The 24,133-nt window shown below is 39.3% G+C and carries 20 protein-coding genes, 1 rRNA gene and 1 pseudogene; all 22 read right to left on the reverse strand.

Going from position 1 to position 24,133, the window contains the following annotated elements; translation table 11 throughout:
- Positions 1-62, reverse strand: a 16S ribosomal RNA gene (locus tag NLX78_RS11430); the annotation flags it as partial.
- Between the two features lie 378 nt (positions 63-440).
- Positions 441-2,456, reverse strand: coding sequence for an NAD-dependent DNA ligase LigA (ligA, locus tag NLX78_RS11435; protein ID WP_254350456.1), 2,016 nt, complete (start codon positions 2,454-2,456; stop codon positions 441-443).
- A gap of 90 nt (positions 2,457-2,546) precedes the next feature.
- Positions 2,547-4,871: a DNA helicase PcrA gene (gene pcrA / locus NLX78_RS11440; protein WP_061831733.1), complete on the reverse strand. Its 2,325-nt coding sequence runs from the start codon at positions 4,869-4,871 to the stop codon at positions 2,547-2,549.
- Positions 4,872-4,912: 41 nt separating this feature from the next.
- A complete protein-coding gene (gene pcrB / locus NLX78_RS11445) occupies positions 4,913-5,605 on the reverse strand; it encodes a heptaprenylglyceryl phosphate synthase (RefSeq protein ID WP_483311677.1) in 693 nt (230 codons plus the stop codon).
- 144 nt (positions 5,606-5,749) lie between these two features.
- Positions 5,750-6,622 carry a phosphatidylinositol-specific phospholipase C/glycerophosphodiester phosphodiesterase family protein gene (locus tag NLX78_RS11450; protein WP_254350458.1) on the reverse strand — a complete coding sequence of 291 codons (873 nt, stop codon included), beginning with the start codon at positions 6,620-6,622 and terminating at the stop codon, positions 5,750-5,752.
- A 106-nt stretch (positions 6,623-6,728) separates the two neighbouring features.
- Positions 6,729-8,129: an undecaprenyl-phosphate glucose phosphotransferase gene (locus NLX78_RS11455; RefSeq protein ID WP_235306439.1), complete on the reverse strand. Its 1,401-nt coding sequence runs from the start codon at positions 8,127-8,129 to the stop codon at positions 6,729-6,731.
- Positions 8,126-9,034, reverse strand: coding sequence for a glycosyltransferase family 2 protein (locus tag NLX78_RS11460; protein ID WP_254350459.1), 909 nt, complete (start codon positions 9,032-9,034; stop codon positions 8,126-8,128). Before NLX78_RS11460 ends, NLX78_RS11455 begins: the two co-directional genes overlap by 4 nt.
- Before the next feature lie 372 nt (positions 9,035-9,406).
- Positions 9,407-9,499: a putative holin-like toxin gene (locus tag NLX78_RS26725; protein ID WP_219727884.1), complete on the reverse strand. Its 93-nt coding sequence runs from the start codon at positions 9,497-9,499 to the stop codon at positions 9,407-9,409.
- Positions 9,500-9,684: 185 nt separating this feature from the next.
- Complete coding sequence (locus tag NLX78_RS26510) at positions 9,685-10,137, reverse strand: glycosyltransferase family protein (RefSeq protein ID WP_302057356.1); 453 nt, start codon at positions 10,135-10,137, stop codon at positions 9,685-9,687.
- A gap of 162 nt (positions 10,138-10,299) precedes the next feature.
- A pseudogene (locus tag NLX78_RS26515) lies at positions 10,300-10,656 on the reverse strand (glycosyltransferase); the annotation flags it as partial.
- A 198-nt stretch (positions 10,657-10,854) separates the two neighbouring features.
- Entirely contained in the window at positions 10,855-11,832 is a 978-nt protein-coding gene (locus NLX78_RS11470; RefSeq protein ID WP_250260319.1) for a glycosyltransferase family 2 protein, read from the reverse strand.
- A 51-nt stretch (positions 11,833-11,883) separates the two neighbouring features.
- Positions 11,884-14,106 (reverse strand): DUF6311 domain-containing protein, encoded by a 2,223-nt coding sequence (locus NLX78_RS11475; RefSeq protein ID WP_254350460.1) that lies wholly within the window; start codon positions 14,104-14,106, stop codon positions 11,884-11,886.
- An 11-nt stretch (positions 14,107-14,117) separates the two neighbouring features.
- Entirely contained in the window at positions 14,118-14,498 is a 381-nt protein-coding gene (locus NLX78_RS11480) for a GtrA family protein (protein WP_328802873.1), read from the reverse strand.
- 90 nt (positions 14,499-14,588) lie between these two features.
- Complete coding sequence (gene rfbD / locus NLX78_RS11485; protein ID WP_250260316.1) at positions 14,589-15,458, reverse strand: dTDP-4-dehydrorhamnose reductase; 870 nt, start codon at positions 15,456-15,458, stop codon at positions 14,589-14,591.
- A 2-nt stretch (positions 15,459-15,460) separates the two neighbouring features.
- Entirely contained in the window at positions 15,461-16,480 is a 1,020-nt protein-coding gene (rfbB, locus tag NLX78_RS11490) for a dTDP-glucose 4,6-dehydratase (protein WP_250260315.1), read from the reverse strand.
- A 113-nt stretch (positions 16,481-16,593) separates the two neighbouring features.
- Positions 16,594-17,142, reverse strand: coding sequence for a dTDP-4-dehydrorhamnose 3,5-epimerase (rfbC, locus tag NLX78_RS11495; protein ID WP_250260314.1), 549 nt, complete (start codon positions 17,140-17,142; stop codon positions 16,594-16,596).
- Positions 17,143-17,172: 30 nt separating this feature from the next.
- Complete coding sequence (locus NLX78_RS11500; protein WP_250260313.1) at positions 17,173-17,916, reverse strand: sugar phosphate nucleotidyltransferase; 744 nt, start codon at positions 17,914-17,916, stop codon at positions 17,173-17,175.
- A 19-nt stretch (positions 17,917-17,935) separates the two neighbouring features.
- Complete coding sequence (locus tag NLX78_RS11505; RefSeq protein ID WP_250260312.1) at positions 17,936-19,312, reverse strand: sugar phosphate nucleotidyltransferase; 1,377 nt, start codon at positions 19,310-19,312, stop codon at positions 17,936-17,938.
- A 17-nt stretch (positions 19,313-19,329) separates the two neighbouring features.
- Complete coding sequence (locus NLX78_RS11510) at positions 19,330-20,538, reverse strand: glycosyltransferase family 2 protein (protein ID WP_250260311.1); 1,209 nt, start codon at positions 20,536-20,538, stop codon at positions 19,330-19,332.
- The gene (locus tag NLX78_RS11515; protein ID WP_250260310.1) at positions 20,528-21,703 is read right to left on the reverse strand and encodes a glycosyltransferase family 4 protein; all 1,176 of its coding nucleotides are present in this window, start codon (positions 21,701-21,703) and stop codon (positions 20,528-20,530) included. The genes NLX78_RS11510 and NLX78_RS11515 overlap by 11 nt, the downstream gene beginning before the upstream one ends.
- Positions 21,700-23,211 (reverse strand): coiled-coil domain-containing protein, encoded by a 1,512-nt coding sequence (locus tag NLX78_RS11520; RefSeq protein ID WP_254350461.1) that lies wholly within the window; start codon positions 23,209-23,211, stop codon positions 21,700-21,702. Before NLX78_RS11520 ends, NLX78_RS11515 begins: the two co-directional genes overlap by 4 nt.
- Complete coding sequence (locus NLX78_RS11525) at positions 23,208-24,131, reverse strand: class I SAM-dependent methyltransferase (protein ID WP_250260308.1); 924 nt, start codon at positions 24,129-24,131, stop codon at positions 23,208-23,210. The genes NLX78_RS11520 and NLX78_RS11525 overlap by 4 nt, the downstream gene beginning before the upstream one ends.
- Positions 24,132-24,133: the final 2 nt, after the last annotated feature.

Raw genomic sequence — 24,133 nt, forward strand, 5'->3', positions numbered from 1 at the left:
ACTTGCATGTATTAGGCACGCCGCCAGCGTTCGTCCTGAGCCAGGATCAAACTCTCCATTAAAGACCAACCGAAGTTGGTTTATAGAAAGAGCGATAAGCTCATTTTTAATGCTAGCGATTCTTCTTTATAAAAGAAGAAATCTTTTTTTCATCATCCATTTGTTCAGTTTTCAAAGAACTTGTCTGTTCTCGTTCGTTCAACGAGCCAGGAATTATATCATATCACGTTGGTTGCTTTCTTGTCAAAACTTTTTTTCAATTATCTTTTCAGCAACCTCGCTTCAAGAAATGATACTCTCAAAGCAACGTCTAATAATATATCATGCCTAAAGTTATTTAGCAAGCATTTATTTATATCTATTTTATTTCCTACTATACAACAGATAATAAGGCAGCCACCCCGCCCCAGAGCGGAATGACTGCACTCATTGCAAAACTATTATTCTTGTTCCAGCAGTCTGATAAATTCATCCTCATCTTCTATGGTGTCAATTCCGAGCTGTTGGGCCTTAGCCAGCTTACTCCCAGCCTTTTCACCAGCTATGACTAGATCCGTCTTTTTCGATACAGACCCCGCAACTTTGGCTCCCAGCGCCTCCAGCTTGGATGCAGCTTCGTCACGCGTAAGCTGATGCAAGGTACCTGTAAGCACGACCGTTTTGCCACTGAAAAAGCTGTCTGTCTTCTTCTCCTGTGGAGCTTCAGGGGCCTGAGCTTTCACCCCTAGAGACAGCATCTTTTCAATTCCCGCCTGAGTAAATGGATCTGCAAAGAAAGCAACAATGCTTTCGGCTACAATCCCGCCCACATCCGGTAGTTCTATCAGTTCTTCCACCGTAGCGGACATCGTCTTGTGCAAATCACGGTAGTGTTCAGCCAACATGCGTGTTGTTGCTTTACCGGTATTCGGTATACCCAGAGCATAAAGGAAAGAAGCCAAATCTCTCTCTTTACTCTTTTCTAGTGCCGCCAAGAGGTTACTGGCCTTTTTTTCACCAAACCGCTCCAGCTTCACAAGATCATCATATTGGAGTGTATACAGATCCGCAGGCTCGCGCACTTCCAGTTCGTCATGCAGCTGTATGGCCGTTTTGTCACTGAATGTCTCAATATCCATAGCATCACGTGAAGCAAAATGGGAAATACGAGCTACAATTTGTGGTTTACAACCCAGCTTATTGTCGCAAAACAAATGGGCACCTCGCTGCTGCAACGGAAACCCGCAGGCTGGACAATGATCTGGTACGACAATTTCCTCTCCGTCGTGCTCAGATGTTACCTTTCCTAATATCTCCGGAATGACATCGTTTGAGCGACGGATAAACACACGTGCACCCAAAGCAAACTTCAAGTTTTTGCGCTCGATGTCACCAGCATTGTTCAGTGTACAATTTTGTACAGTGACTCCCGCCAGTTCTACCGGCTCTACCCTTGCAAGTGGGGTGATTTTACCCGTTCGTCCTACATTCCACTCAACCGAGTTAAGCACCGTTGTTGTCTCCTCGGCTTCGAACTTATAGGCCACCGCCCAGCGCGGGAATTTATCGGTATACCCGAGAGCCTCACGTGTGCGCATATCTGTAATTTTCAATACTGCCCCATCAATGAGGTAATCCAATCCGGCACGAGATTCTTCAATCTCAATCAGTTGCTCCATTACATCTTCAAAATTATCAAAGTAAGTCAGGTAAGGGTTTACCTTAAAATGATTTTCACGCAGGAAAGTCATCATTTCCTGGTGGCTGTTAAACTGGATACGGTCTGCATAACCCACATTGTAGAAAAATGCATTCAATCGCCGTTCTGCTGTCACTTTGGGATTCAAGTTACGCAAAGCGCCAGCTGCAGCGTTGCGTGCGTTTTTAAGAGGGTCAGCGGCAGTCTCATTATATTTGGACAGTACAGAGAGATTCATTATCCCTTCTCCCTGAACTTCAATAGTTCCATTTCGAAAAGGAATTGTAAGTGGCACGGATTTAATCGTTTTTACCTGCGCCAATATCCCCTCACCCACCACACCATTACCGCGGGTAGAAGCCTGTACCAGCTGTCCATCAGTATATGTCAGGTTCAGCGTTAGACCATCAAATTTAAGTTCTATCGCATAACCTGGAGATGGCAAAGGTTGCTCTGGGTTCTTGGTATTGTAATCATTGACCAGCTTCACGACACGCGCGTTCCATGCACGCAGCTGTTCCATATTCTGAGCTTTATCAAGGCTCCATAATGGGGCAAGGTGGCGATGCGGTGTGAACCCTTTGAGTAACTCCCCGCCCACACGCTGTGTCGGCGAATCCGGCAGCACAAGACCGCTCGTCTGTTCAAGCGCTACCAGCTCGTCATAAAGCACATCATATTCTTTGTCGCTGACCTTGGGTTCATCCAGTGTGTAGTAATGATAGTTATATGTGTTCAGTTCAGCAACAAGCTGCTCCATCCTGTGCATTGGGTTCATGCAGGCGTATCCCTCCGGGAACTTCATCAGGGCAGAGGTCCTAAACCAAGCTGCCACTCATGAGGTTCGAGATTTAATGATGTTTGAGATTTATTCTACTTTTGTAATCGGTGCAAAGCCAGCTAACAGTCGTTTAACCCCTACTGGAGCCGGGAAAGCAATTTGAAGCTCCATATCATTGCCCGTCCCTTTTACAGCTACAATAGTTCCAATCCCCCATTTACCATGCTGTACCTTGTCTCCAGCAGCAAAAATGGAGGGGCCTCCTGCCGAAGCAGCCGGAGTGGGTTTCGCGGATGAAGATGTCGTTACTGTTACGCGAGGTGACGCGGAAGCGGACGAACCACTACGGCTCATCGTATCAAACGAGCGTTCTCCACCAAAGTTGCTGCCACCACCTTTATTCAGTCCGCGCCCACCATAAGATCCGCCTACATTGCCTGAACGACGGTAGCGGTCACGTTTGATGATCGTATCCTCTTTTAACTCGTCCGGAATCTCTTCGAGAAAGCGGGAAGGCGGGTTAGCTGTGGTGCGGCCAAACAGAGTGCGCATCTGTGCGCATGTAAGGAACAGTTGCTCCTCTGCACGGGTAATCCCGACATACGCCAATCTGCGCTCTTCCTCCAGCTCTTCGTTATCTAGAAAGGCACGACTATGAGGGAATACTCCCTCCTCCATACCGACAATAAATACGATGGGAAACTCCAATCCTTTGGCGCTATGCATGGTCATCAATACAACCGCATCGCTTTGCTCTTCTTCATCGTCATTCATGGAATCAATATCGGCAATTAGCGCAAGGTCGGTCAGGAAGGAGACGAGTGACTTGTCTTCCGCTCCTTTTTCAAATTCCATGGTTACCGACAGGAACTCATCAATATTCTCCAAACGTGAGCGTGACTCGAGTGTATTCTCGTTTTGCAGCTCCAAGCGATATTGGGTGGTTTCCAGCATTTTTTCTGTTAACTCGGTAACTGACAGGTAGTCTACCATCCGACTTAAACCTTCGATCATATCGTAAAACTCTACCAACGCATTGCGCGTACGTCCTGCAAAGCCCAAATCGTCTACAACTTGAAGGACACGGAAAATTGAAACTCCACGTTCTGCTGCAGCTGCCTGCAATTTGCCGACGGTTGTGTCTCCGATGCTTCGTTTTGGCACATTAATGATTCGGATCAAGCTGATGTCGTCGTCAGGATTCGAGAGCAGGCGAAGATACGCCAGCAAATCCTTAATTTCCTTCCGATCATAGAACTTGATACCGCCCACGATCTGGTAAGGAATATCGGATTTAATCAAAATTTCCTCGACAACCCGAGACTGAGCATTCGTACGGTACAAAATGGCATGATGGCTATATGTTTTGCCCGCATTAATATTCTTATGAATTTCGGAGGCGATAAAGTAGCCCTCATCATGCTCAGAGTCAGCACGATAAACTTTAATCTTGGCTCCGCCTTCTTTGTCAGTCCATAGTTTTTTCGGCTTGCGGCCTGTATTCTGACCAATAACTTCGTTGGCAGCATTGAGAATATTTGAGGTGGACCGGTAGTTCTGCTCCAGCAAAATGGTGCGCGCTTCCGGGTAGTCCTCTTCAAAATTCAAAATGTTGCTAATATCCGCCCCCCGCCACCGATAGATGGATTGGTCACTGTCACCTACTACGCAAATCCGGTGATGCTTGTCGGCCAGCATTTTGCACAGCATGTACTGCGCACGGTTCGTATCTTGATATTCATCAACATGAATGTATTGAAATTTCTTCTGATAGAAATCCAGTACCTCAGGTACTTCTTTAAAAAGCTGAATCGTTGCCATGATCAAATCATCAAAATCAAGAGAGTTGTTATTTTTGAGTCGTTGTTGGTACTTGGTATATACCTTCGCCACAATCCCCTCAAAATAGTCGCCAATCTTACGTTCATACATTTCGGGAGTGACCAGTTCATTTTTAGCCGTACTCATCATAGACTGAACCGCTTTGGGTTCAAACTTTTTGGTGTCTATATTCAGATCCTTCATGCAGCTCCGAATGACAGACAATTGATCCGTAGAATCCAAAATGCTGAAATTCGAGGTGAATCCAATCCGCTCGATATCCCGACGTAAAATACGCACACACATCGAGTGGAAGGTGGATACCCACACATCTCTTCCCTGTGGGCCAATCAGCTTGGATACGCGATCCTGCATCTCACGCGCGGCCTTGTTCGTAAAGGTAATCGCCAAAATGCCCCATGGAGCCGTCTTGCGGGTCGCGATGAGGTAGGCTATTCGGTGCGTGAGTACCCGTGTTTTACCACTGCCTGCGCCAGCCATAATCAGCAGCGGACCATCTACCGCCTCCACAGCCTGACGCTGAGGCGGATTAAGGCGAGCTACCGCCTCGTGTATATCTATTGATTGCATGCGTGCATGCTCCTTTCCCTGAGCTTCCATAAATTCACGTTCTATACTTCCAATTTCACAGCTACCGTCTCCAGCGCTTTCGCCAAGTCACGATAAATGATGTTCCCTACTACAATGGTGTCACAAACAGCAGCCGCTTGTAACGCGGTAGATTTATCCACGATACCTCCTCCGTATAGGACACGAGAGCGCTCCGTACTGCGATGTATTTTCTGCACCAGCTCCATATCCCCAAAAGCACCGCTATATTCAACATATACAATCGGCAGATGCATGAGCTTGTCAGCAATCTGTGCATATGAGACGGCAGATGAAGCACCCAGCGAAGTATCTGCTCCGGTAAGCTTAGCGACCGTAGAATCACCGTTCAAAACAATATATCCTTCCGCCACAAGCAAATCCCACGGGATCATATAACCAAGCTGTTCAATCGCACGTTGGTGCTGCCCTAGAATCCAATTACTGTCAGTGGTATTCAGTACCATAGGAATCATATATAGATCAAACCCTGGCACTACAGCCTCCAGATCGGACACCTCAAGCACGCACGGCACCTCATAACGCCGAACCCTCGACAGCAAATCCACCGTATTTTCATAGGTAATACCTGAGGAACCTCCTACCATAATCGCATCCGTACCAGACATACACACAGCGTCAAGCGCACCATCATCCAGTTCCTTGTCAGGATCAAGCTTAAACACATGCCTCCATGATTGAATTGAATCTGCCAACACACATTCCTCCAGCATTCATTGCTTTTGTCACGATCCAGGCGAGCCGAATTCCAATATCCAAAAGCGTTCTATGCTAAGTCTATGATAGTGCTTAAAAGGTGTCAATGTTCGTATCAAATGGGAACACCCCGTTCAGACAACTCATGGTCGTAAAGCATACAACCAACTGCGTTCACTAAGTTCTTTTTCCGTTAAAATATCTGTATAGAAACCTCGTACACCCATCTGTTCATACTCAGCCGCATCCTTCAACTCATTAATGGTATTTACGTAGCACACCACCCCTGCCTGACGCAAACTTTCCACTAAAGCACCACTCACCCGATTCTCTGGTAAAGTTACTGCCGTTATATCATTTTCTTGTACAAATCGAATGATCTGGTCGTCCTTATCTTCTGTGGCATAGAGCGTATAAATAATGGATGGGTAAGGATAAATACTTCGTAACGTCCGCAACATTTCTTCATTATAAATTTGAGGAACAATACGGGACAAAAGATTGGGGTTTTTCTCCTGTGCCTGACGGGTCAGTTGCGCAAACAACTGTTTGATTTGGGCAGGGTCCTGTTCTTTCGTATCGGTCACAATATAAGCATCCGGGTATGTTTCCAATAAATCCAATACATCCTTCCAATCTACCGGGGTGTAGGAACCGTGTATGGGGGTGTTCTTAAATTGATGATAGCCCCAAGGTTTTCCGCCCTGTTCCGTAGCAACTGCATGTTCCTGTTGCATTTGCTCTGTAAAAGATTCTGTCCATTCATGGCGCGCCACCAATTGTCCATCCGATGTAAACATCAGGTCGACCTCGAATACGCGGCTGCCTTTTTTATAATTCTCCACAAACGCTTCACGCGCATTAGTATAAGCCAAACCATCAACGGCTCCCATGGCATGCGAAATCACACGGTGCGTGGTAAAGCCAGTATGTTCTTCTGTAGATTTTCCTTTGTATTCCAGTAAAAATGTGCCGATTAACATTAAAAGAATAACCGAAACAATCAATCGTTTCATGGGGTGTCACATCCTTTTCGTACAGGTCAATACCCCACATACGCATGCTCAAAACAACTGCCAGACGCAAAAGCACCCTCCGGCTAAACCGAAGGGTGCTTCTGTATTAATACGCGTTCTTGAAACCGTTGCGAATCGTGCGGAAAATAATTTTAATATCGAATAAGAGCGACCAGTTCTCAATATAGAAGATGTCATGCTTAATCCGTTCCTCAATAGATGTATCTCCACGCAACCCGTTGCTCTGTGCCCAGCCTGTGATTCCAGGACGAACATGATGCTTCACCATGTATTTTGGAATTTCCTCACGGAACTGATCCACATAATAGGGGCGTTCTGGGCGTGGACCAACGACACTCATATCACCCAGAAGAACGTTGAAAAATTGAGGCAGCTCGTCGAGACTCGTTTTACGAATAAAAGTACCAAAACGTGTGCGTCTTGGGTCATTAGCAGTTGTCCAGCCCGTATCTTCAGTTCCAGGAGGTAACACCTTCATCGAACGAAATTTGTACATTCGGAAAGTGCGACGGTTCAAGCCTACCCGCTCCTGCTTAAAAATGATGGGCCCTCTGGATGTGATCATTACACCAATCGCCACTGCCAGCATGATCGGAGAGGTCAGAAGAATCGCGAATAAAGAGAATAAAATATCGAATAGACGCTTAAACAATCGATTCCCCGCCACATCCAGTGGAATATCCCGTACATTAATCATCGGCATACCTGCAAAGTTATCAAAGTACGGACGAGCCGGCAAATAATCGAAAAAGTCGGGGATTATAAGCGTGCGCACTCCTGCCTTTTCACACATGTTGATAATCTTGGGGTACTTATCATGGGCATCCAGCGGAAGCGCCAGAATGACCTCGTCAATCATCAGACGCGACAGCGTAGCCTCCAATTGATCTAAGCCTCCAAGAATCGGGCGGAAATGCGCCGCTTCCTCTTCACTCCAATGCCGCTTATCATCAAGAAAGCCCACGACCTCGTATCCCAGATCAGGATACTGTCCAAGATTATGATAAAATCGTTGGCCTAGAGTGCCCGCTCCGAGAATAAGCATGAATTGCTTGTTGTACCCTTTTTGACGGAGAGCTTTAAGAACTTGCTTCAAAAAGAACCGGTAAAACAAAATAAGCAGCACATTCCCAACCATATAGATTGCCAGATAGGACCGCGAGATGTCGATTTGTTTCACGAAGAACATCACACTCAACAGCACGAACAGGCCAACGATATGAATCTGGGTGACGCGAAATACATCATCTGCAAATCGTTTTTTGCGTTTGGGCGAATAGAGCGAAAATAACATCCCCAGCACTACGGCAATCAGGCCGTAAATTAAGCTCCAGCCTCCATATACTTGAATAGGAAGCGGTTCTGTATAGGTGATCCATTCACTTTCAAATTTGAAAAACCAAGCGATCAGAAAGGACAATTGAATGACCGCGAAATCCGCCACAATATATAATTGGGTTAAAAAACGCTGATTTCTGCGTATCATGCTTTCACCTCAGTATGAGATTGTTCCCCGCCGTCCGGCTTGACCGGTGTGGACAACATATTTTTTAGAAAGGCCATTCCAAACTTCACCGAAATTCCCGCATATACAGCCATATTGGTGATCCAACTGTATTGCTGTTTATAATGCTTACGATGAAATACCCACATAGCTCTATGAAACTCATAAATAATTTTCAAAGGACGACGGCGAGCGCTGCCCCCTTTGATATGAATAATATATGTGCGCGGGTAGTAGTAAATGCCCCACCCGGCTTGCTTAATCCGGTAACACCAGTCAACATCCTCACCATACATAAAAAAGGTTTCGTCCAACCCCCCGACCTGGTCAATCGTCTCCCGGCGCACCAGCATAAAAGCACCTACCAGTACATCTACAGGATACTCATCGTCCGGGCTTAGATGCCCAAGCTGATATTGATTGTACTTCGGGTTATCCGGGTAGCGCTTCGACCAGCCGAAAGCGTAGTAAAAAGAAGCTGACGGCGTTGGAAAGCCACGCTTACAAGCCTTATCTAGCGAGCCATCTGGCAAGATGACCTTACAGCCCGATGCTCCCATCTCAGGATGCGTATCCATAAACTGAATCATTGTATCCAGCGTGTCCGGTTGCACCAACGTATCGGAGTTCAATAACAATACATAACGCCCGCTGGCTACTTCCATCCCCTGGTTGTTCGCCTTGGCAAAACCTGTATTATTCTTATTGGCTATCAACGTAATCTCCGGGTATGCAGCACGAATAGCCTCAACAGATCCGTCACTAGAGTGATTATCAATCACAATCACTTCATATCGGTACTGCGACTTTGACGCATACACCGATTGCAAACAATCCAGCGTCAATTGACACGTATTATAGTTGACGACCAGTATGCTTACATCCATATTTAAAACGCTCCTGACAAATTCAGTAATCTATTCTACTATCGCCTATTATAGCATACCGCGCAGACCACAGGGCGCAAAAAAGCACATAACTTGTAGCCTTACATAGTTAGCAGAATTTCAAAAAATTCGATTCCAGTCGCTCCAAAGTGCAAATATAGACAAACGAAACCATTTCGATCTATATATTGTTCATTGGAAGTCGTTTATTAGATTTTTGTAAAATCCTCGGTTGAGGTCTAAAATTCATCGTGGTAAGATATACATGGAAAAAGGGCTGGTGCCAGCCAGCCCCTGCGCAACCAACGCTCCAAGAGCGGACGGTTTTGGAACAATCAGGCCCGAAAATAGACCCTTCCTTGCGGGGGCGGTCTATTTTCGTTTGTTAAACTCTAACAGTGTGACGATTAACGCCCCGAACGTCAGCATTAAACTGAGCGCCTCAAACACTGTCACAGGCTTCACCCCCCTCCTCGGGAGAGTTAGCCGACCGCCCTTGGCAGCTCTATCGGTTGCACGTTTCAATTATACTATATTTTTCCATAAAGGAACACGCATTCGATGGTATTTTATCTAGTATTCATTTGCACCTTTGACTATTTGACGCTTATATATGGAAAAAAGTTTCAATATTTTTTCTTTCCATACCTCTATAACTTCCTCAATACAAAAACCAACTTATAAATCCAGTTGTCCAACCGTGACTGCCTATAAAATGGAGACTGCCAAATATATTTCATACGAGAAAATACACCCTTTTGGTAGCTGGCCAGGAATTGATCCATATCTTTATACATTTGAGGAGACATGTCTTGTCCATAAAGTTGAATAAATTGCTGGGCTTGTTTGCTTAAAATATAGCGATTTTTTCCTTTTGCAAATCTACTTAGTCTTTTCCTCCACTTGCTAACCCAACCATCCGTAGAACCTCCCAGCACATTGTTTTGATGCTGTCGATACCAAATGTACGGCTCGGGGTCAAAAACAACCTTACCAAAAGAGGAAGTGCATAAGTAAATCCACCAGTCATGCATAATAAGTTTATCCAAAGAATCTGGGATTCTCTTTTTCACGAGCTGAAGTGTTTCTTTATTGATCACCATGGTACAACCTACACATACATTCTCAATGAGAGCATTATAGAAGGATACAGGTCGGGGGATGTCAGCTGGCCATACTTTGAGTGGTTCCAATGTTTGAGAGACCATTTGAGTAGCAGAACAGTACATCAGCGGTCGGCTCTCATCCTGAACCCTGAGATGAGCCACAGCCTGAGCAAGTTTATTCGGCATCCACACATCATCCTGATCACAAAAAGCGTAATAGTCGAATGTCTCAGACGATCTTTGAATCAGATCAAAAAAGCTTTTAATAACCCCTACATTGCTCTCAAGGCATAAAAAAATCTGTTGAGGATAACGTTGCTTCAGCGCTCTCAACTTGGCAACCGTATCATCTGTCGAGCCATCATCACGAATTAGAATCTGAATTTCTACGTCTTTTTGATTGATGAGACTTTCTATTTGCTCATCTAAGTAAGCTACTCCGTTATATGTAGATAATAAAATTTGTACGTTAGGTCTGTTCAGAGTAATGACCTCCCTACAATATGAATTTAGAATTTAAACATTTTACCGAATAATAATATACGTAAATATGCATAGAATAGTAATAATTATTCTTTCTGTTTTACATCGTTTAGAATGAATATCGATAATAACTCCCATTATATTTATAATGGGAGTTATTATCGATATTCTCAATATATTCTTTTTATTGTTAATGTAAGTCCCATTCATCAATAACAGTCAGTATAATCATTATTTTAATAATTTCAGTTCAAATGATCTCTGGCTATTGTCTACGTTAATCTCTTCTTTTACTAGATACAATGGTCTCCGTTTGGATTCATTATATATTCTACCCACATACTCACCGATTAACCCCAGAGTCATTAGTTGAACTCCTCCAAAAAACAAAATTGCTACCATTAAAGACGGATACCCTGCTACAGCATTACCTAGAGTAATTGTCGCTACAATTAAATATATGGCATATAGTAACGACAGCCCTGCTATAACCAGACCTAAATAAGTAGCTATTTGTAAAGGAGCAAATGAGAAGGAAGTTATTCCCTCAATAGCAAAGTTCCAAAGTTTCCAGTAATTAAAACTACTTTTACCCGCATATCTTGGCTCTCTATAATAAGAGATGCTCGTTTGTTTAAAACCCACCCAACTAAATAAGCCCTTCATGAATCGATGCTGTTCTGGCAACTTATTGAGGGCTTCTACAACTTGTTTTGTCATCAATCTAAAATCGCCTGTATCTGCAGGGATTTCAAACCGAGTCATTTTTCCTATGACCCTATAAAAGAAATGTGCAGTAAATTTTTTGAACCAAGTTTCACCTTCTCTTTTTAAGCGTGTTGCATAAACTACGTCATACCCTTCTTTCCATTTTTCAATGAGAAGTGGTATTACTTCTGGAGGATCCTGTAGATCAGCATCAATAGGGATTACTATATCAGACTGTGAATAACGTAATCCCGCAGACATAGCAATTTCTTTTCCAAAGTTTCGGGATAAATTAATAACTTTCACTCTCTTATCTTGGCTTGCAACAATCCTAAGTCTTTCCATAGTATCGTCTTTACTGCCATCATTAATACAAATAATTGTATAATTATAGTCATAACTATTTAATAAATTAGTCATTCTTTCATAAAAAACATTAACATTTTCACCTTCGTTAAACATAGGGACAATAATTGATATATTAAATTCATTATTAGTCATCTGCTATCCTTTCAATTGTAGAAGATTAACTGTCAACATACAGATATTAATTTAGTCTAAACTTAACGACTCTACAGAGAGAGCAAGTACTCTCGTGTCACCGTTTATACCTAATTCTTTAGGAGTAGCTGCATTTGGTAAATTTAAAATAATTTTAAGTTTATTATTTACTATATCTTTTGGAATCAAAAATTGGTAATCACTCGTTGAAGTGATGCTTAACTCTTTAATCTTATGGTTATTCGCAATAAGAGTTATATGTTGTTCTTTTAGTGAACCACCTGTTAGTGGGGACATTCTGATAGATAACATTAAATCTTTTTTAGGTTTATCTAAAACAAAATATAAACTTGCTTCCTTTCCAAATGTCCAAGTGTTCTTTTCTTCAGACTCTCCCCATCCATAGCCCTTTATAACATGCGAGTCTCCACTTGATCCAAAATTTATTTTATGACCATACGTATAATGAAAGTCAAATGGCTTCAAATCAAAATCTTTAAAATTTTTATCTAATACTCCATTTGGAATCAACAAGTTAAACCCATCAACAGAAAGAAATAAATCATTAGCCTTTTTATTTTCTATTGTACTGATAAGTAATGAGTTATCAACAATATATATACCTTTTGTATCCCAAACCCCATTTTTAAAACTATTAGTTAACTCATTATTATATTGCTCTCTTTTAGCATAATCGTCTCTTGCGGTATATACAGCGTTTATAGTCATACCTTTTTTTGATGCCAACATAGAAAAAGCAACAGACTCTTTGTTGGCCACTGCTGGTACAAATACTATATTACGGTATTTCCCTCCATCAATCTTCTCCCATATTTCTGATTTTAACGGATTATCCCATTTAGCCTCACTTGCATACATTTCATGAAATTCAGTGAATTTCCCCGATAGGTCAGTAAATTGTACAGACAATGCTACTATCAAGAGTACCATTGCACCTTTAGTTTTAGTACTTTTAATAACAATAGTGAGAGATAAAATAATAATCATATAATAAACGGGCCAGAAGAATCTTCCGGAGGCTCTAACAACATTACATATCTTTAGCAGTAATTCAGGAATTGGAATTTCAAATAAAACTCTATCTCCAAAAGTAATTATGTTGCTTAATGCAATCAAGCTCAAAATAATGCTCGCAACTAACAAGCATGTATTACCTTTAAAATGGATAGCTGACCTTCCTGTAACTATCGAATAAAAACCCCACATCATTAGCAAAAGAATCCCTAATCCTAAATAATTAAACCCTTCATATTGCCCCCCAGTAGCATTAGGCTGATCTTTAAGTACATATTGAGACCACCCTTGAGGATTAAAAACAGAATTTATATTCATTGAGTAGAAACCAAAACCATCAGAAACTCCTGATGATCTGAAATAAAAATATCCAATAAACCAAAGAACTAAAAGTATAACTACACCTGCAGTCGTAAGGTAAATTAAACAACTAGTTATATTAATAAGTCGGTTAAATAATAGCTCGCAAATTTTTATAAAGAAGAACAGTAGACTCATTAAAAATAGATATGGATGTACGAGAAGACTTACTGATAACAGAAGTAGCCAGTAAATGTGTTTATAGTCTTTTTTCATAAGGTAAAGTGAAGCGAGAATAAGCCAATGTCCCATTAAGGCTTCATGACCATAGGCTCTCCATAACATAACTGGACTCATTATGAAAAACATTAAGCCTAAAAGCTGTAGTGAAATATTAGAAGTCAACCTTCTCATAAACAACATACCAAATAAAGCTTGAAGAATGTAACATAGAAGAATCCAAATTCCTAAGTATTGAAATTCATTGGGAAGTAAACGACTAAAAATTTTAAAGAAAAAGGCCAGTAATGGTATAGAATCAGTATAAGTGATAGATGTTCCTGTTGGTGTATTAAAATCAGTTATAATACCCGGGGGTACTCTCCATGGCTCATTTCTGAAAAAGTGCCACCCCAAAAAATGTTGAGCGGGATCAGCACGTGATAATAGCCAATCAATGGTTGAAGTATTTAATACCTTTGCGCTTAGCACTGTAATAAAAAATATTATAGCTATTCCTATGCTTATTACTAAACGCAAAATATTAATTGTATTTTTATCAAAATTAATACTATTATTCAATACTAGAAATAGTACACTGATAATGATACAAGTACCTAAAGAGAGGTAAATAGAACCATAATGCCAACTGAACGTGATTACTAATATTAAAGCACATATAATAATTAAATTATTACGCAAGCTAAATATGGATTTCATATGACCCCCGGTTATTTAGAGGCAAAGGTAATTTTTTTATGTCCTATATACCCCAATATAGTATAAAGCCCAGAAGAAAGGAGAATGGATAGATTACTGGCCAATGTCCAGTTTCCGATAATATTTTTTAATGAAATAAAATAACCAATAGAATAGGATATTATATAACAAAATAATGACACTAAAATAAATTTAAATAGGGTGCTTACTATTTTGTTCTGTGATTTAAAAGTATATTTTTTATTCAAGAAAAAACTAACTAAAATTCCAAATATATTCCCGACAGAACTTGAGACCCAATAATTAAAATTAAGTAGATTAAAGAGTAGTAATACAGATGTAAGCCCAACCAAAGTATTAACAATCCCAACAATAAGATATCTTATAATAATGGTCCGTCTCTTCTTTCCCTATAATATGGATAAGCAACAGTTCCTGAGATCCCACCCTTCGGTAGATCTCTTGCTCAGAAAGGTGTACATTTATTTTACTTTTTCCAATTCTCTCATAAAGGACTGTAATCCTTCGCGCCAAGCACGTAAATCCTTCAAACCATTTGCACGAATGGAAATGTGCTCCATTACGGAATTACAAGGTCGTGCTGCCGGTCTCGGGAATTGTTCTGTACTGCACGGTTCTAGTTTTGCAGTGATTTTAGCACCAAGTAGTTCCGCCGCATCGTGGAAAATAGCCTGCGTAAACTCATACCAAGTACATGTGCCACTGTTGGATGCGTGATAAACGCCATATTTCTCCGTCTGAGCCAACTCCACCAAAAAAAACGCCAAATCCACTGTGTAAGTTGGTGAACCTTTCTGGTCATGCACAACCTGAAGCTGAGGCTTTTCCTGCCCAAGCTTCAGCATCGTTTTAACAAAATTATTCCCATGTAATCCATAGACCCAGGATGTACGCACAATAAAATACCTGCTGGAAAGCGTCTGAGTCAATACTTCACCTGCACGTTTGGATTTACCATAGATACTTTGTGGATTGGTATTATCATACTCGTGGTAAGGCTGCACCGCCGAACCATCGAACACATAATCCGTACTAATATAAACCAGCTTGGCGCCCACCTTCTCCGTAGCAATTGCCATATTTCGTGTTCCCGCCGCGTTTACCTGATAAGCCCTGTCTACATCCGTCTCTGCCGCATCCACTGCTGTATAGGCGGCACAGTGAATCACAGCGTCAGGCTGAAATTGTTCAATAATCTTAACAGCCTGCTCCAAGTTCGTTATATCCAGTTCATCTCGGCCGCAACCAACTACATCATGACCCTTCTCCTGAAAGACTTTTACCACATCCTTGCCCAGTTGGCCGTATGCTCCAGTAACCAGAACCTTCATAACTACGAATCCCCCAAGCGAGAGTCATACTGCTTAGCATAATACTGCTGGTATTCACCAGATTGAATGCGGATCAACCATTCCTTATTATCCAAATACCAACTAATTGTTTCTTTAATGCCCGTCTCAAAAGAATGCTTGGGCTTCCAGCCCAGCTCATTCATTGTTTTAGTCGGGTCAATACCATAACGACGGTCATGCCCCGGACGATCCTGCACATACGAAATTAGAGATTCTGGCTTGCCCAGCTCCTCCAATACCGTTTTGACGATGTGCACATTCGTCCGCTCGTTATTTCCACCGATATTGTATACCTCACCAAACTTACCCTGATGAATGACCAGATCAATTGCACTGCAATGATCCTCTACATACAACCAATCGCGAATGTTCAAACCATCCCCGTATACAGGCAGCTGCTGATCACTCAGCGCACGTGAGATCATCAGCGGAATCAGCTTTTCCGGAAACTGATATGGGCCATAGTTGTTGGAACAACGTGTGATATTCACTGGTAGACCAAAGGTCTCGTGATATGCACGAGCCAACAAATCGCCGCCTGCCTTGGACGCAGAGTATGGGCTATTGGGCTGAAGTGGAGTTTCCTCCGTAAACAAGCCTGTTTCACCCAGAGTGCCATACACCTCGTCTGTTGATACCTGTACAAACTTGGTTATTTTGTACTTTTTTGCAGCATCCAGTAGCACCTGCGTACCCAATACGTTTGTTTTTACAAACACTTCGGGTTCCAAAATGCTCCGATCTACATGCGATTCAGCTGCAAAGTTCACCACTACATCAATTCCCTGCTGCATCACCTGGTCAATCGTTTGTGTATCGGTAATATCCGCTTTGACAAAGCTATGTTTAGGGTGATTTTCGATGGATTTCAAATTCTCCAGATTGCCTGCATACGTGAGTGCATCCACATTCACAATTTCGTAATCTGGGTGTTGCTTTAACATGTATAATACAAAGTTGCTGCCAATAAATCCGGCCCCGCCGGTGACAAGAAGTTTCATATAGTCCTCCTAAATCATACTCTAATACATATAAGATATGCTTTATTGAACTAATAAGAAACAAAAATGGTTTTTTATTAGTTCAACTGTGTATATAGTTGAGGTTTAATCCTCTAATCAAAATTAATGTCTGCATCAGCCAGTACCGGATGCTTCTGATCCTTCTCTGAAAGAATAGCCTGAGAAGTTGGCCAATCAATCCCTAGCGCAGAGTCATTCCACAGAATTCCCCGATCATTCTCGGGTGAGTAATACTCGTCTACCTTATACAGCACTTGAGTATTTGGAACAAGCGTACAGAACCCATGAGCAAACCCTTTAGGCACCAGCAGCTGACGTCTATTATGCTCGCTTAAGATTACCCCGACCCATTGGCCGAATGTTGGAGAACTTTTACGAATATCCACAATAACATCATAGATGGCTCCAGAGAGCACTCGAATGAGTTTGGTCTGGGCTTTAGGATTAAGCTGGTAATGCAACCCTCGGATCACACCAGTCTCTACAGATAAGGACTGATTATCCTGAATAAAAGAATGATTAATACCATTGTCTTTCATGATCTGCTCATTGTAACTTTCCATAAAGAAACCACGGTGATCACCATGAACCACGGGTTCAATGATTTTGGCTCCTTTTAGTTTCAGAGGAATTACTTTCATCAATATGTATCCTCCCTTCAATTATAATTTTTATAGCTTTAATTTCCCAAATTCGTCGCCAAAGACGAGATCTTTAGCTAGTTCATTAGCACGTGCAAGAGATGGATGGGTTCCAGCATCAGTCCACCAGCCTTGAAGGACATCGTATGTCAAAGTCCCATTAGCAATATATGCATTGTTAACATCAGTAATCTCTAGTTCTCCACGCGCGGAAGGCTTGAGCGTTTTTACAATTTCAAATACATTATGATCAAACATATAAATACCCGTTACGGCAAAATTACTTTTAGGATTTTTAGGTTTTTCTTCAATAGAAACAATTCGTTCTCCTTCCAGCTCAGCCACGCCAAAACGATGAGGATCTTGGACTTGTTGAAGTAGTATCTTGGCCCCCGTCGTTTGGTTACGGAAATTGTCCGCAAAAGGCGCAATATCATCTTCAAATACATTGTCTCCTAAAATTACAACCATTTGATCATCGCCCACAAATTGTTCAGCCAAGTCAAGAGCTTGTGCGATTCCACCAGCTTCATCTTGTACTTTATAAGTGAACGTCACTCCCATTTCACGACCACTACCAAGAAGATTAACAACATCTCCCATGTGGTCCTTACCGGTTACAATTAGAATATCAAGAACGTTTGCTTGTTTGAGTTTATTTACCGAATGAAAGATCATTGGGTACTTACCAACAGGTAATAAGTGTTTATTCGTTACCTTGGTTAAAGGGTAGAGACGTGAGCCTGTACCACCTGCAAGAATTATTCCTTTCATACCAATTCTCCCTTCACAGTCACATACTATTAACAACTTTTCCTTTAATTTCGTCCCAAACGGAACAAAATCTTATAACATCTTCCTCAATAAGCTCAGGACCCTTTTGTATTTCTATAATTTCCAAGTCACTCTTTGCAAATACACTGTGTTTTTGCCCCGGACTAATTTTGACACTATCGCCTGTTTTTAATGAACTTATGCAATTATCAATAACTAACTCACCACTACCACTGATAATATTCCAAATCTCCGTACGTTTAGTATGCATCTGATAGCTCAAATTTTGCCCTTTTTTTATGCAGATTTTCTTTGTAAGCACTTCATCCCCATCTTCATTATTAATATTGTAATCGAGGATTCTAAACCACCCCCATCTTCTTTCCTCATACATTGGGCGATTATTCAGATTCTTAATAGAGTTCTTCAACTGTGGCGTTATTGCTACATCTGAAACCAATATACCATCAGGACTAGCTACCACAACAACATCGCTCAATCCTAAAACCACAACAGGTATGTCTAACTCATTAATCAGATTGACTTGTTGACAATCGGAAACGATGCCCTTACCCAATTGTTTAGAATCCATCTCTTCAACCAGAGAATCCCATGTCCCTAAATCTTTCCATTTCCCTTCATAAGGGAGGACATGAAGTACTTTTTCTTTTTCCAAAACTTCAAAGTCAAAACTAATTTTTTGAAGGTTATTATATCCCTCAACCATTTCATCAAATTGAACTGGAAGACCTCTGTTTTCCATAATTCCTACTAAATACTTGAGTTTAAAAGCAAATATCCCACAATTCCATAAAGCTGATTGATCGATTAGCTCCTTAGCCCTTTCAACAGGTGGTTTTTCTATAAAACAATCAACTTCCTGTAATGAGGCAACATTTTTAGAATTAACCTTTGGAAGAATATAACCATATTTCTCAGTAGGAACAAGTGGTTTAACACCCAACAGAGCAATATTTAGTTCTTCCTCATCCATTATCTTTTCCAATTGAAAAATTTGCTGAAAGAAATTATCTTCTACATATAAATCTACAGGCAAAACAACAACAACTTCATCAGGACTCTCGTTTGTTTGAGATAATAAATATGAAGCAGAAAGAGCTATAGCTGGAAATGTATCTTTTCGTTCAGGTTCTATAATTAAAGGCGGGCAATCAGTAAGTTGAGACTGTATCATCTCAACTTGAGATTTGCTAGTCGTAATAAATGTGGACGAATCTAAAGACACAGTTCTTATCTGTCTCCAAACACGTTGCACCATTGACTCATCATTCCCGTGTTCATCCTTTAAAATTTTCAAGAATTGCTTTGAACGCGAATCATTCGAAAGTGGCCACAATCTAGTACCGGAACCACCTGAAAGCAAAATTAATTTCATTTTATTACCTCATTTTTTTATTTCTTTGTCCAATAGGAAGGATATATTTTTATAACAGCAAATAATGCCTTCAGCTTCGCCCTTTTTAGGCTTGTTTTTTGTTTTGTAAAAAAGACCTCTTTAATCACATGAGCAACATACAAAATAAATTGTTTAGCAAATGTTTTAAACTTAAAATTTTTAGATATAAACAGTAGCTTATTGCGATAGACATGGAATACAAAAAATGGCGACCATTCTTGGCTACTCCCTGTATGTACATGTCTAACTAGTGCTGTTGGACAAAATAATAATTGCAAACCCTGTTTCTTTACTCTATATGATAAATCAGTATCTTCATAGTACATAAAAAACTTACTATCAAACCCGCCTATTTCAACAAATAAATCACGTCTTATCATCATTGCCGCTCCACAGCAGGAATCAATTTCTCTGGCTATATCGTATTGTCCCTGGTCTTCTTCACAAAAACCCTGATCAAAGCCATTAAAATCTTCATCGACTCCAGAGCCTGCATTTTGGATCAATGTTACTTTATTATTACTAATGAAATCTTCGTCTAGGACAATTTTTTCGTGAAGAGAATAGCTATTTTCACCTATAATTATAAAATCAGTAGTTTGATCGTGTTCTTTTATTATTTTTAAATCAATACTATATTCTGACACTCCATGAATTAGTGGTAAGTAAAAAACAGTATGACCAAAGCAAGTTAATTCACTATCCATGTACAATAAGTTTTTTGTGAATTTCATATCGACTTTTTGACTAATATCATTTATCTGTACATTACTAGATATTATAATTTTGTCTTGGGTTTTAACTTGAACTTTGATAAAATCATGAAAAAATATTAGCTTTGAGGCTACCATACCAATATTTTTCTGACTACTAAAAAAGGTGTACATTTCGAGAAGCCAGTTTTTCTCTACCGCAGTATCATTATTAAGAAAAACAACATATTCACCTTCCGAATGTTTAACACCATAATTGTTACCACCAGCAAATCCAAGATTCTCTTTCGTTTCTAAAATCTTTAAATTGGGAAAAACATCCCGATAGCTTTCTGTTAAAAATTGAATGGAATCATCAGTAGAATTGTTGTCAACAAAGACTATTTCATAAGTAAGACCAGCTGAATCCATTTTAGAAAGAGAATCAAACAGATTTTTTATATACCTTTTCCCGTTAAAGTTAACAATAACAATTGAAATTTTATAAGACATCAAAAATCTCCCTATTCTTTTCATAGAAAGTTTCTACTGAAAAATCCTTTGCTCTTTTGGACGCGTTAAGAGCAATAGTTTCTCGTTTTTCCGAGTTGCTAATTAACTCCTGAGTGTATTCCAGTAACTCTTCCTCGGAATTCCATAAAAACCCATCCTTTTGTTGATTAACAATTTCTGTTTGTCCCCCTTTATTTATGACAATCGGAACAACACCTTTGCTCATTGCTTCTACAGTAGTTATACCAAAATGCTCCATTTTCTCAGGGAAACGATCACTCTCTTCATTAAATCCCGTTGCATGCCAAAAAAGCTTAGCTCGATCATAGAGATTATTTACTTGAGACAAATCACTATTAATGTACAGATAGATGGGATATCCTTGGATTTTCTCCTTTATTTTAGCCACATACTCTATATCAACAGGGTTATTAGATAATGCTCCAACTATGTGCAGTTCCCATCCTTGGAATTTATGAATATTCTTTACAAAAAAGTCAACTAAGAAATCCTGTTTCTTATTATGAGCCCCTACAAAAAAACGTCCTACAGATAAAATAATATTTTCTTTTTTTTCAAACTCAATTTCATTGATTTCATTTTCTAAAAACACAGGAGGATATATAGTGACATTTTTCTTTCCAGTTCTCCAATAGTGTTGCAGCCAATGGTTTGTGAATTTAGAATTACTTATAAAATAATTGTAGCTATTCTTAAAACGAAAATTCAACCAATCGGCAACTAAATTATGTGGGAATTTATTAAAACTAAATTTCTGAGGTGGAAACATACAAGAGTATAAGTTTCTTTTCGCTCTGCCTATATGTTTGCTTAGAAACATGAAATTTAAAAACAAGTCATACTTACTTGTAATTTCTTCTATAACCTTTTTGTTTTTATAGTGTTCTATTAATGACCCAGGTGCCTTCAAATCTAATTTTAAAATTTTAGTTCTATCCAAATGAATTCCAAAACGATTATTTAATTCATTTATGGTAGGGTAATACTCCGAATGAATGTTAACTTCGTTATAATTATGAACCAATATATCAATTTCAACATCGTTATAATAGGATTCGATGAATTTACAAAAATAGGCCATATGCTTCTCCCCTCCTCCAAGAGTGGGATAATAGGGATTTAAAACAAGCACTTTCTTACTCATTCATCTTCTTCCTTCCTTCGTGCATCATTAAAAATTTGTTTTTTCAATTGCATAAATTCATACTTCAACTGATGATAATCATTTTGAAGATTTTTTAACGAATCAGACAATCTTCCATTTTCTAAAACAACTTCATGATTATGCTTTTGTAAATGAGTATACGCAAGATTATTTTCATTGAATTTCTCTGTCATTTCATGAAGCGATAAATTCAAATGATTAATTTGTAACCTAAATTCATAATTTTGTTCACTCAACTCAGTAATTTGAATGTTTTTTATTACGAGTTGTTCATTTAACAAATCCAATTCTTGATTCTTTAGAGCTAGCTCTTCCGAACTTTGCTGAGCAACCCTATCTTTTTCGTTTATTAAAAATTGATTTTCCTCTATTAAATGCTTAGTCTTTTTGAAGATCGCTCTTCTTTTAAGACTTCGATTTAATAATTCAGTAATCTTTTGGTCAATCTGAAGATTAGTTTCATTATGCTGTTTTTTTAATGTGTCATACTTAAGTTGTAATTGGCTAAACTGATTTTTTATGCTTTCTGACTCCGTTTTTAAATGAGCTTCTTGACTTTTATAATTATCTAGCTCAATCATTTTATTATTTAATGTTATTTTGCTGTTTTCTAATTTAATTGAAAGCAATTCTTTTTCACTATTCAATGAATTAATTTTGTCTTCATATTCACCTAGCAAGTGTTGTTGGTTAATTGTTTGACTCTCATTCTTTTTGCTTTCATCTAAAACCTTATTTAAAGTTTCAATTTTTTTCGAATATTGATCACCAATGTTATAAAAACGCTTTTTGCCAAGCACATACTCTTGGAATGCCATCTCCATTTTTTGATATTGGGCAATCTCATCAATTTGAAATTCTTCAAAAAGATCATCCAATTTCAGAAAAGAGTTTAAATATTCACCATACTTCCAAAACAGTCTAGATAGACTCCTATAAATTATATAATTCAAAGGAATTGATGTGTAAAATATCCATTCGTAATCAATAACAGTAAATATAGATCCGTCAAAAAAAATATTATCAAAGGTTAAATCAATATTTGCTTCAGCCATACACTCTACATCTGAAAAGTCAGGTTCAAATCCGAATATTTCCAAAAATAATGTAGTGGGTTTAAAATCTTCTTGGTGCCTAATATCAAAGGTTTTCAAATAATTAATATATCCTTTAATAAATCCTAATAAATCTGGGATGTTTTTTTTTGAAATCGCATCCAGCATATGCTCATCTAAAGATTTCCCTGGGGCAAAATCAAATGTAATAGCACTATCATTCTTTAAAGATGCCTTGGCGGAGTTTATATGTGGATATTGTTTGCTCATAAACACATAATTGTCATAGATCTGCTTGATATGAGCTTTACTGTCGACTGTTAGAGCTTCCTTTTGAACATAATTAGTTCCCGAGTTATCTGTTAATATACTTGTTTTAAGTTGAAATCTCGGCAGACGGTTACGGTTGTATTTAGTGTATACAATTTTCATTTCGCAGTCCCCTCATAATTTTCACTAAAGACTAAGAATGAATTCGCGAAAAGGTCAAAGTGACCATTTTGTATAATGTTATTAAATACTAAGTACTCTTCAAAACAAACAGTTTGCTCAGTATCATAACTTGGAGTTACTTTTTCTAGTTCTCCCACTTTTGGAAAGCAATCGTCGGAGAATATTTGTGTAGGGAGCTTATAATCCGGCATAGGGTAATAAAATTGCGAATTCTGAAATCCTGCTGTTTCAAGCAAATTAGTTAGATCAGTCTTACCAAAGGTTTTAACACCCTTGTCAGAGATATACCCTTCTAAGCTTTCAAACTGAACTCCCGTGTGATCTTCTTTTCTTCCAGCCCAATATTTTAAACCCAGTTTATTTTCAATGGCAACAATCAAAACACCATCTGGTTTTAACATTTTTTTAATACTCTTCAGAAAATCTAGATAAGGCTCAGCAGTATTCGTGAATTTCCCTGCATACTCAAGAACTCCTATTAGAGTTATATAGTCAAACTTTTCATCGAATTGAATATCGTTTAAATTCCCAACCATAATTTCCAGATTTTTTTTATCTCTGTTACGATAGGCATTTATTTCTGCCCTCTTCTTAGAAAGCTCTACAGCCACAACTTTTTCATTCTTTTCGCATATTATCCCAGTAACACCGCCACAACCTGCCCCAATTTCTAATACAGCACTTCCTTCTTTAAAAGGGTACCAATCAAGCAAATTAAATCGATAGGGTGATAAATGATACAAAACAGGCCATCTATCATCCTTACTTAGGATTTCATGAACATCAAAATCTTTTTTTACCATTTCTAAAATTTCATTTTCTATATCACCGTCACTATACAGATCCTCACCATTATAATATTCATAGTTCATTAGCACATTTCCAATTTTTGTTTTCATAG

Origin of the sequence: Paenibacillus sp. Lou8.1 (assembly GCF_024213565.1) — a bacterium.
Classification (GTDB): Bacteria; Bacillota; Bacilli; order Paenibacillales; family Paenibacillaceae; genus Paenibacillus; species Paenibacillus polymyxa_B.

Bases quoted from the DNA above. Each gene is read 5' to 3' on its own strand.
- ligA (WP_254350456.1), bottom strand. From the start codon at position 2,456: ATGAACCCAATGCACAGGATGGAGCAGCTTGTTGCTGAACTGAACACA.
- pcrA (WP_061831733.1), bottom strand. From the start codon at position 4,871: ATGCAATCAATAGATATACACGAGGCGGTAGCTCGCCTTAATCCGCCT.
- NLX78_RS11450 (WP_254350458.1), bottom strand. From the start codon at position 6,622: ATGAAACGATTGATTGTTTCGGTTATTCTTTTAATGTTAATCGGCACA.
- NLX78_RS11455 (WP_235306439.1), bottom strand. From the start codon at position 8,129: ATGATACGCAGAAATCAGCGTTTTTTAACCCAATTATATATTGTGGCG.
- NLX78_RS11460 (WP_254350459.1), bottom strand. From the start codon at position 9,034: ATGGATGTAAGCATACTGGTCGTCAACTATAATACGTGTCAATTGACG.
- NLX78_RS26510 (WP_302057356.1), bottom strand. From the start codon at position 10,137: ATGGTGATCAATAAAGAAACACTTCAGCTCGTGAAAAAGAGAATCCCA.
- NLX78_RS11470 (WP_250260319.1), bottom strand. From the start codon at position 11,832: ATGACTAATAATGAATTTAATATATCAATTATTGTCCCTATGTTTAAC.
- NLX78_RS11475 (WP_254350460.1), bottom strand. From the start codon at position 14,106: ATGAAATCCATATTTAGCTTGCGTAATAATTTAATTATTATATGTGCT.
- rfbD (WP_250260316.1), bottom strand. From the start codon at position 15,458: ATGAAGGTTCTGGTTACTGGAGCATACGGCCAACTGGGCAAGGATGTG.
- rfbB (WP_250260315.1), bottom strand. From the start codon at position 16,480: ATGAAACTTCTTGTCACCGGCGGGGCCGGATTTATTGGCAGCAACTTT.
- rfbC (WP_250260314.1), bottom strand. From the start codon at position 17,142: ATGAAAGTAATTCCTCTGAAACTAAAAGGAGCCAAAATCATTGAACCC.
- NLX78_RS11500 (WP_250260313.1), bottom strand. From the start codon at position 17,916: ATGAAAGGAATAATTCTTGCAGGTGGTACAGGCTCACGTCTCTACCCT.
- NLX78_RS11505 (WP_250260312.1), bottom strand. From the start codon at position 19,312: ATGAAATTAATTTTGCTTTCAGGTGGTTCCGGTACTAGATTGTGGCCA.
- NLX78_RS11510 (WP_250260311.1), bottom strand. From the start codon at position 20,538: ATGTCTTATAAAATTTCAATTGTTATTGTTAACTTTAACGGGAAAAGG.
- NLX78_RS11515 (WP_250260310.1), bottom strand. From the start codon at position 21,703: ATGAGTAAGAAAGTGCTTGTTTTAAATCCCTATTATCCCACTCTTGGA.
- NLX78_RS11520 (WP_254350461.1), bottom strand. From the start codon at position 23,211: ATGAAAATTGTATACACTAAATACAACCGTAACCGTCTGCCGAGATTT.
- NLX78_RS11525 (WP_250260308.1), bottom strand. From the start codon at position 24,131: ATGAAAACAAAAATTGGAAATGTGCTAATGAACTATGAATATTATAAT.